This is a genomic window from Mycobacterium sp. (genome assembly GCF_050701675.1).
In the GTDB taxonomy this organism is placed as follows: domain Bacteria; phylum Actinomycetota; class Actinomycetes; order Mycobacteriales; family Mycobacteriaceae; genus Mycobacterium.
The window spans coordinates 1-8,142 of the sequence record NZ_JBOGDD010000764.1 but is presented as its reverse complement, the minus strand read 5'-3'; the positions used below and the strand labels follow the sequence as shown (position 1 = coordinate 8,142).

The following is an 8,142-nucleotide window of genomic DNA, read 5'->3' as shown; positions in this document are numbered from 1 at the left end:
GGCCGCAGCCGATCACGACGGCTTCCAGGTCGGCCATGCCGAGGCCGGCGTCGGACAGGGCGCCCACCACGTTCGGGGTGAGCTGCTCCGCGTGGGCGCGAGGGTCGACGGTCACGCGCTCGGCGAGGACCTCGACTCCCGACGGGCCGCGGCTGAGCACCCCGGCGGTGACGGCCGGGGTGGCGGTGTCGATGGCGAGGACGATGCTCACCGATACCACCGCCACGTCGCGGCCCGGACGTCGGTATCGCGGCCGCGCTCGAGCTTGATGTCGAGGTGGTGATCGGAGAGTCGCTCCGCGAGCCCCTCTCCCCATTCCACGACCACGACGGCGTCGTCGAGATCGGTGTCCAGGTCCAGTGAGTCCAATTCGGCGAGCAGGTCGGCGCCCGCGTGGTCGAGCAGCCGGTAGACGTCCACGTGCACCATGGCCGGGTTGCCGACCCGAAGGGCGGGGTGTACGCGGGCCAGCACGAACGTCGGCGAGGTGACCGCCCCCGCGACGCCCATGGCGTGCGCGATCCCCTTGGCCAGCACCGTCTTTCCCGCTCCCAGCGGTCCCGACAGCACGACGACGTCGCCGGCCGCCAGGTCTGCCCCCAGCCGGGCGCCGAGCGCGAAGGTGTCGTCCGCGGTCGGCAGTTCGGCCGTCCCCTCGAGCACCTCAACCACGGTTGCGGGCCCGTTCCCTCAGTCGGCGCGTGATCGCGACGAGTTTGGAGGGTGTGGCGCGCTCGACGAGGCGCACCAGCGCGTCGTCGACGATCTCGGGTTGCTCGAGCTGGACGAGATGTCCAGCGCCGCCGATGATGACGAGCTCCGACTTCGGCAGCGCCGCCGCCATCGCCTCGGAGTACTCCTTGGGCGTGAGCAGGTCGTGGTCGCCGCAGACGATCAGGGTCGGCACCTTGGCGAGCACGACGAGTGCCTCGGTCTCATCGTGTACCTCCAGCGCGTGCAGGAACCCGACGAGGGTCGCCATCGGCGTGTCGTGCATCATCCTCTCGGAGAACGCCACCACGCTGCGGCTGACCTTCTCGTCGCCGTAGGACGCGGCACGCAGCACCGGTCCGATCACCGCACTGGCGGCGCCACGGGTGCGGTGGACCGTCTTCGGCGCGTACCGCACCGCCAAACGGGCCGCCTCGAGCACCGGATTCTTCAGCACCTCACCCAGCGGAGAGCGCGAAACTCCTTCGGCCGCAGAGGATATCAAAGCAACGCCGACGATCCGGGTGGGATACCGCTGCGGATACTGGCGGGCGTGGGCCAGCACCGTCATGCCGCCCATCGAGTGTCCGACGAGCACCACCGGGCCACGCGGCGCCATCACCGCGAGGACGGCCTCGAGGTCCTGGCCCAACTGGGGAACCGTGAACGTCTCCGGCGGCGCATCGCCGGATTGACCGTGCCCCCGCTGGTCGTAGAACACCATGCGGACCTGAGGCCCCCACTGCTCGGTCAGCCTCGCCCGCTGAAAGTAGAAGGCGCCCATGCGAAGACAGAAACCGTGAGCGAAGACCACCGTCAGCGGCGCATCCTCGGGGCCCACCTCCTTGACCGCGAGCGGAACGCCGTCGGGCGTTGTCACCACACAGCCGCGGTCGGCGTCGAGGAGTTCGAAGTCCTCGACGAGGTAGGGATCGTCGTCGGTGACGCGTCGCGTCAGTGAGCGCGCGACGGTGGTACCCGCGAGCCCGCCGACGGCGGACAGTCCCGCGGCCCCAGCCAACCAGCGCCCCGTCCGCTTGCGGTGATGCGGGGCGTCATTCTCGTCGTCGCTCAACGGCTTCCGCCCGTCGCCTCGACGTACTGCCGGGATACCCGACCGCGCGGGCTGGTGACGACCTCGTAGTTGATGGTGCCGAGCAAATCCGCCCAGTCGAGTGCGGTGGGCTCGCCGTCGTCACCGGGACCGAAGAGGATCGCGTCGTCGCCCTCGCCGACGTCGACGGCCTCCGGTCCCAGATCGACCACGAATTGGTCCATGCAGATGCGGCCGACCTGACGCGAACGCCGCCCGTTGATCAGGACGTCCATTCGGCCGCTGAGACCGCGGAACACACCGTCGGCGTAGCCGATCGGAACGAGTGCGACCGTGGTGTCCCGCTCGGCCACCCAGGTGTGACCGTAGGAGACGCCCTCACCCGCCTTCAGCGAGCGGACCAGCGCGATCGGGCACTTCAGTGTCATGGCGGGCCGCAACCCCATGTCGCCCCTGGTGGGGATCGGCGTCTGCCCGTATACCGCGATGCCGGGCCGGACCATGTCGAACGCGAGGTCGGGCCGCGTCATCACTGCCGGGGAGTTGGACAGGTGCGCGATCTCGAACTCGACTCCCGCGGCGCGGGCCTGCGCGCGCATCTCCGAGAACCGTTGCGCCTGGCGGTCGTTGACGGGACTGGCCGGATCGTCACCGCATGCCAGATGCGACATGATGCCCCGCAGTCGGAGCGCGCCGTCGGACGCCGCGCGGCGCAGCACCTCGAGCATGTCGGGGAACTCGGCGGCGTCGACCCCGTTGCGGTTCAGCCCGGTGTTCACCTTCACGGTGACGGCGGCCGTGCGGCCGGTACGTTCCGCCGCGTCGAGCACCTCGGTCAACTGGCGCGTCGCGGACACCCCGAGTTGGACGTCGGCCTCCAGGGCGGGTGCGAAGTCGGTGCCAGGTGCGTGCAGCCAGCACAGCACGGGGGCGGTCACGCCGTCACGACGCAACGCCAGTGCCTCGTCGATGGTCGCGACGCCGAGTTCGGCGGCGCCCGCAGCAAGAGCGGCCCGACCCACCTGAGCCGCTCCGTGCCCGTAGCCGTCGGCCTTCACGATCGCCATTACCTCGGCCGATCCGGCGTGCTCGCGCAGCAGCCGAACGTTGTGCTCGATGGCGCCGAGATCGACCACTGCCTTCGCGGCGGCGGTCGATGTCGTTGGCTCGGTCGTGTGCATGGTCATGTCACCGTCGTCGATTGTCCCAGAGGGCGCCGAACCGGGTCGGCGGGCCTAGTGCGCGAAGGGCTGCAACCGGTCGAAGTGCCCGTTCGGCTTGAGCTCGTCGAGGGTCTTCAGGACGGTGATGACGTCGTCCTTCAGTGCCCTGGCGAGGTCGGTGGAGAACCCCTCGCGGACCACGACCCGCAGCACCGAGACGTTCGTCGCATTGTCGGGCATCGTGTAGGCGGGCACCTGCCAGCCGTAGGCGCGCAGCGAGTGCGAGACGTCGAATTCGGTGTACCCGCGGTTGCCTGCCAGCTTGAAGCTGACCACCGGGATCGCCGATCCGTCGGAGATCAGCTCGAAGTGCTCGCTGTCCCGGAGTTCGTCACCGAGCCAGCGGGCGGTCTCCGACAGGCACGACATCACCTGTCCGTAGCCCGCGCGCCCCAGCCGAAGGAAGTTGTAGTACTGACCGACGACCTGGTTGCCGCCCTTGGAGAAGTTCAGCGTGAACGTCGGCATGTCACCGCCGAGGTAGTTGACCCGGAACACCAGCTCCTCCGGCAGGTATTCCGCGCTACGCCACACCACGAAGCCGATGCCGGGGTAGGTCAGGCCGTACTTGTGGCCGCTGACGTTGATCGACACCACGCGCGGTAGCCGGAAGTCCCAGATGACGTCGGGGTGCAGGAAGGGTACGACGAAGCCACCGCTCGCCGCGTCGACGTGGACCGGGACGTCGACTCCGCCGCCGGCGGCCAGCTTGTCGAGCGCCGCGCAGATCTCGGCGATGGGTTCGAGCTCGCCGGTGTAGGTGGTGCCGAGGATCGCGACGACGCCGATGGTGTCCTCGTCAACGGCGTCGAGCACCTGCTCGGGCGTGATGACGTAGCGGCCCTCCTCCACGGGGAGGTAGACGGGTTCGACGTCGAAGTAGCGGCAGAACTTCTCCCAGACCACCTGGACGTTGGAACCGAGTACGAGCTTGGGAGTGCGCTTGCGCCAGTCCTTTCCGACCTTCTCCCGCCATCGCCAGCTCATCGCCAGCCCGGCCAGCATCACGGCCTCGCTGGAGCCCACCGTCGATGCTCCGATCGCGCTGGCGGGGTCGTCGTCGCGCAGGTTCTCGGCGTGGAAGAGATCAGCGACCATCGACACACAGCGCGACTCGATCGCGGCAGTCGCCGGGTACTCGTCCTTGTCGATCATGTTCTTGTCGAACGTCTCGGCCATGAGCTTCTCGGCCTCGGGATCCATCCACGTGGTGACGAAGGTGGCGAGGTTGAGCCGCGAACTTCCGTCGAGCATCAGTTCGTCGTGGATGAAGCGGTAGGCGGACTGCGGGTCCATCGACTCGTCGGGCATCCGCAGCGACGGAACGGCCGTGGTGCCCAGCCGCCCCGTGTACGCCGGTGCGATGGACTGTCCCGGGTTGTACCTCGATGACATGTGGTGTCCCTTCTAGAGATCGGCGATCGCCGAACGGATGTGAGCGAGGATTCGCGACGCCGACGTTGGCGCCGACCGCGGTCCAGGATCGGCGGCGGAGAGTCCCGCGGCGCGGGCGTGGACGAACGCGCCCATCGCGGCGGCCTCGCCGGGCGGTAGTCCGGCGGCCAGCAGTGAACCGATGATCCCCGAAAGGACGTCACCCGATCCCGCCGTCGACGCCCAGGACTGACCGGCCGGGTTGAGGTACGCCTGCGCCGAACCGGGTTCGGCGATGACGGTGACGTTGCCCTTCAGTAGGACCGTGGCACCGTAGGCGTCGGCGAGCTTGCGGGCGGCAGTGACCCGGTCGTCGCCTGGCGGATGACCGGCGAGCCGCGCGAACTCGCCGGCGTGTGGGGTGAGCACCGTTGGGGCTGTCCGGTTGGAAACGACGTCGGGGTGCGCGGCGAGAATGGTCAGCGCGTCGGCGTCGACGAGCACGGGCAGGTCGGTGTCGAGCGCGAACCAGAGTGCCGTCGCACCCGCCTCGTCCGTGCCGATCCCCGGCCCGACCACCCAGGCCTGAACGCGGCCCGCGGCGTTGATCGATGGAGTTGCGATGACCTCCGGCCGGTGCGAAACCACCTCGCCTGCCGCGGTTCCTGCGTAGCGCACCATGCCCGACGTGGCAGCCACGGCCGCACCCGTGCACAGGACGGCCGCACCCGGATAGGTGGCGGAGCCTGCGAGCACCCCGGTGACACCTTGGCTGTACTTGTCGTCCTTCGGTCCAGGAACGGGCCAGCGGGCGGCCACGTCGGCCGCCTCCACGCTCACCACGTCGCCGTCGGGTAGGTCGAGGCCGATGTCGATCAACTCGACGCGTCCGCAATCGCCAAGTGCGTGAACGGGTTTGCGTCCCCCGAACGTGACGGTCAGCGCGGCGCTCACGTGCGGCCCGTCCGCGGCGCCGGTCGTCACGTCGAGCCCGCTCGGCACGTCGACCGCCACGACCGGGATACCCGCGGCGTCGACGGTGGCGAACACCTCGGCGGCAGCAGGACGGAGCGGGCCACTCGCCGAGATGCCGACGACTCCGTCGATGACCAGATCGGTTGCCTGCGGCACGCTTTGGACGAGTCGGCCGCCCGAGCGGGTGAACGCGGCGAGCGCAACCCCGTGCACCCGCTCCCGGTTGAGCACGACGGCGGACGCCGACACCCCTCGCCGCCGCAGCAACGTGGCGGCCCAGAGTGCATCGCCGCCGTTGTCCCCAGAGCCGATGACCGCGCAGATCCGACGTCCTGCGACGGCGCCCGTGCGTGACTGCAATTCGCGGGCGATCGCACCCGCCAGGCCGAAGGCGGCCCTGCGCATCAGCGCGCCATCGGGCAGGGCGGCCAACAGCGGCGCCTCCGCCGCACGGATCGTGTCCGCGGAGTAGTAGTGCCGCACGGAACCTACGTTACGTCTTCCACCCGATCGCCCGGCTCATTCCGGGCATCGACCCGCTCCGAAACGTGATATCGCCGGCGATATCGCTTCTCGACGTCGGTCAGTCCCCCGACTTCCCCGCCGTCCGGCCGTAGTGACGGCGCGCCTTCATCCGGTTGCCGCAGCCGCTCATCGAGCACCACCGGCCGGTACCGCCCCGACTTCGGTCCAGCAGGAAGAGGTGGCACTCGTCGTTCGCGCAGGCACGCAACCGCCCGGGAGCATCGCTCTGCACCTCGCCCCACGCCAGCACCACGCGCGCTCGCCAATCGGTCGACGCCTCGAGCGCCCAGTCCAGTCCGCCGTCGTGGATCCTGGGCACCTGGCGCACGTCAGCGAGGTAGCGGTTGAGCACCTCGGCGTCGACGTCACCACGGACCACACGCTGCAGGTCGTCGCGGACCCCTCGGATGGCGTCGAGGTCTTCCCCGGCGCCGTGCGTCGACAGCCAACCGTCATCCAGCACGTCGGTCGCCACGCCATCGACGACGGGCGTGGTGTTCAACAGATCGAGGAGCAACTCCGACCAGTCCGCACTCATGCTAACCACCATAGCGCACTTGACAGGTTAGGCACGGTGATGTTCACTCTGCATAACCGCTAAAACATCCCAAAGGGGTTAGACATGACGACACATCACCGCTACGCCGAGATCGCCGGCCGTCGGATCTTCTACCGCGAGGCCGGACCGTCCGACGCGCCGGCGATCGTCCTGCTGCACGGCACGCCGGCCAGCTCGCACATGTACCGCCACCTGATCCCCGCGCTGGCCGATCGCTACCACGTCATCGCCCCGGACTACCCGGGCTTCGGGCACTCCGCGCGACCGGGCGTCGACGAGTTCGACTACACCTTCGACTCGCTCGCCGACCACGTCGACGCACTGCTCGATCATCTGGGATTGACGCGCTACGCGATGTACGTCCAGGACTATGGCGCACCCGTCGGCTGGCGCCTGGCCCTGCGGCACCCGGACCGCATCACCGCGATCGTCACACAGAACGGCAACGCATACGTCGAGGGTTTCGTCGGCGATGCGATGGAACCGCTGTTCGCCTACGGGCGCGATCGCTCAGAGGCCAACGCCAAGGCGTTGCGTGACCTCATCAGCATCGACGGTTTGAAATGGCAGTACACCCATGGGGTTTCGGACCCGACGGTGGTCGATCCGGACGCCTGGGTCAATGCACACGCCGCCGTCGCGGACAGCGAGGAGGCCATCGCGGTTCAGCTCGAGCTCTTCGCCGACTACATCACCAACGTCGAGCTCTATCCCCTGGTGCACGAGTACTTCCGCACCTCGCAGGTACCGCTGCTGGCAGTGTGGGGCCGCAACGACCAGATCTTCGGGCCCGCAGGCGCCTTGGCGTTCGGCCGCGACCTCCCCGATGCCGACGTCAATCTGATCGACGGTGGACACTTCCTCCTGGAGAGCCGCCTGGGCGCGGTCGTAGCGCTGATCAGGCCCTTCCTCGCCGAGCACGCGGGTTGAATCCTCACCGTTCACCGTCCACCCCGTCCCAGAACGTGGCGGCCCGCTGGGCGATCTCGGTTGGATACTCGCCGTTGATCGCGTGTGAGGCTTGGCTCCAGAGCTCGACCTGACCCCGCGGCAACAGGTTTCGCGCTCGGGCGGCCGCGCGGTCGGCGTCGAGCATCACGCTGCGGCCCGCGATGAACGCCAGCACCGGCAGGTCCAACGAGCGCAATTGCTCATCGGTGAATCGCTTCGGCATGGGCTGGCGCAACACGAAGTCGGTGCTGGAGGCAGAGATCAACGCCGCCTCTGGCACGGAGTCGTCCGCGGGCGCACCTCCGCCGATCCAGCGAAGGATTCTGCGCCGCAACGCGTCCGGCAGTCCCGGACTGAACATCGCCCCGGAGATCAGGATCGTCGCCAGCGGGATGGGCGCGAACGTAAAGACGGGGTCCAACAGCGTGGCCGACGCAATGCGGGCCGGTCGGTGCACGGCGAGGTTGGTCGCAGTCCAGCCGCCGATCGACACGCCCATCAGGTGCACGCCGGTCAGGTCGAGCCCGGCCAGCGCCTCGTCCAGCCACTGCGCCTGATCCTGGGGACCAGTGACGGGTCGCGTCTGCACCGAAAGGCCGGCCTCCCCAAGCAGATCCACGCAGTAGGCTGTGCGCGTCTTCACGATCGCAGGCAGGTTCGACCGCCACATCGGGGTGGATGCGTTGCGCCCGGGCAGCAGTACCACCGGCGGGCGATCGGCAGGTCCGTCGAACCGGTAGGCGCGAACCGTACCGAAAGCCGTTGGCACG

The 8,142-nt window shown here is 68.9% G+C and carries 8 protein-coding genes and 1 pseudogene; 1 reads left to right on the top strand and 8 read right to left on the bottom strand.

Annotated elements, in window-relative coordinates:
• The 7 genes and pseudogenes from ACRDUX_RS23405 to ACRDUX_RS23375 form a co-directional block, all read right to left on the bottom strand.
• A pseudogene (locus ACRDUX_RS23405) lies at positions 1-205 on the bottom strand (tRNA (adenosine(37)-N6)-threonylcarbamoyltransferase complex dimerization subunit type 1 TsaB); the annotation flags it as partial.
• A 2-nt stretch (positions 206-207) separates the two neighbouring features.
• Positions 208-672, bottom strand: a complete 465-nt coding sequence (gene tsaE / locus ACRDUX_RS23400; RefSeq protein WP_526416993.1) for a tRNA (adenosine(37)-N6)-threonylcarbamoyltransferase complex ATPase subunit type 1 TsaE — start codon at positions 670-672, stop codon at positions 208-210.
• Positions 665-1,786: an alpha/beta fold hydrolase gene (locus ACRDUX_RS23395; RefSeq protein ID WP_526416991.1), complete on the bottom strand. Its 1,122-nt coding sequence runs from the start codon at positions 1,784-1,786 to the stop codon at positions 665-667. The genes tsaE and ACRDUX_RS23395 overlap by 8 nt, the downstream gene beginning before the upstream one ends.
• The gene (alr, locus tag ACRDUX_RS23390) at positions 1,783-2,946 is read right to left on the bottom strand and encodes an alanine racemase (RefSeq protein WP_526416995.1); all 1,164 of its coding nucleotides are present in this window, start codon (positions 2,944-2,946) and stop codon (positions 1,783-1,785) included. Before alr ends, ACRDUX_RS23395 begins: the two co-directional genes overlap by 4 nt.
• Positions 2,947-3,000: 54 nt before the next feature.
• Positions 3,001-4,383: a glutamate decarboxylase gene (gene gad, locus ACRDUX_RS23385; RefSeq protein ID WP_526416989.1), complete on the bottom strand. Its 1,383-nt coding sequence runs from the start codon at positions 4,381-4,383 to the stop codon at positions 3,001-3,003.
• A 12-nt stretch (positions 4,384-4,395) separates the two neighbouring features.
• Positions 4,396-5,820: an NAD(P)H-hydrate dehydratase gene (locus tag ACRDUX_RS23380; protein ID WP_526416987.1), complete on the bottom strand. Its 1,425-nt coding sequence runs from the start codon at positions 5,818-5,820 to the stop codon at positions 4,396-4,398.
• A 100-nt stretch (positions 5,821-5,920) separates the two neighbouring features.
• Positions 5,921-6,400 (bottom strand): CGNR zinc finger domain-containing protein, encoded by a 480-nt coding sequence (locus ACRDUX_RS23375; RefSeq protein ID WP_526416985.1) that lies wholly within the window; start codon positions 6,398-6,400, stop codon positions 5,921-5,923.
• Positions 6,401-6,484: 84 nt separating this feature from the next.
• Here ACRDUX_RS23375 and ACRDUX_RS23370 point away from each other — a divergent pair, with 84 nt between their 5' ends.
• Positions 6,485-7,351, top strand: a complete 867-nt coding sequence (locus ACRDUX_RS23370; RefSeq protein WP_526416983.1) for an alpha/beta fold hydrolase — start codon at positions 6,485-6,487, stop codon at positions 7,349-7,351.
• Positions 7,352-7,355: 4 nt separating this feature from the next.
• On the opposite strand, the gene ACRDUX_RS23365 is transcribed toward ACRDUX_RS23370, so the two are convergent.
• A partial coding sequence (locus ACRDUX_RS23365) for an alpha/beta fold hydrolase (RefSeq protein ID WP_526416981.1) occupies positions 7,356-8,142 on the bottom strand: 787 nt, incomplete at its 5' end.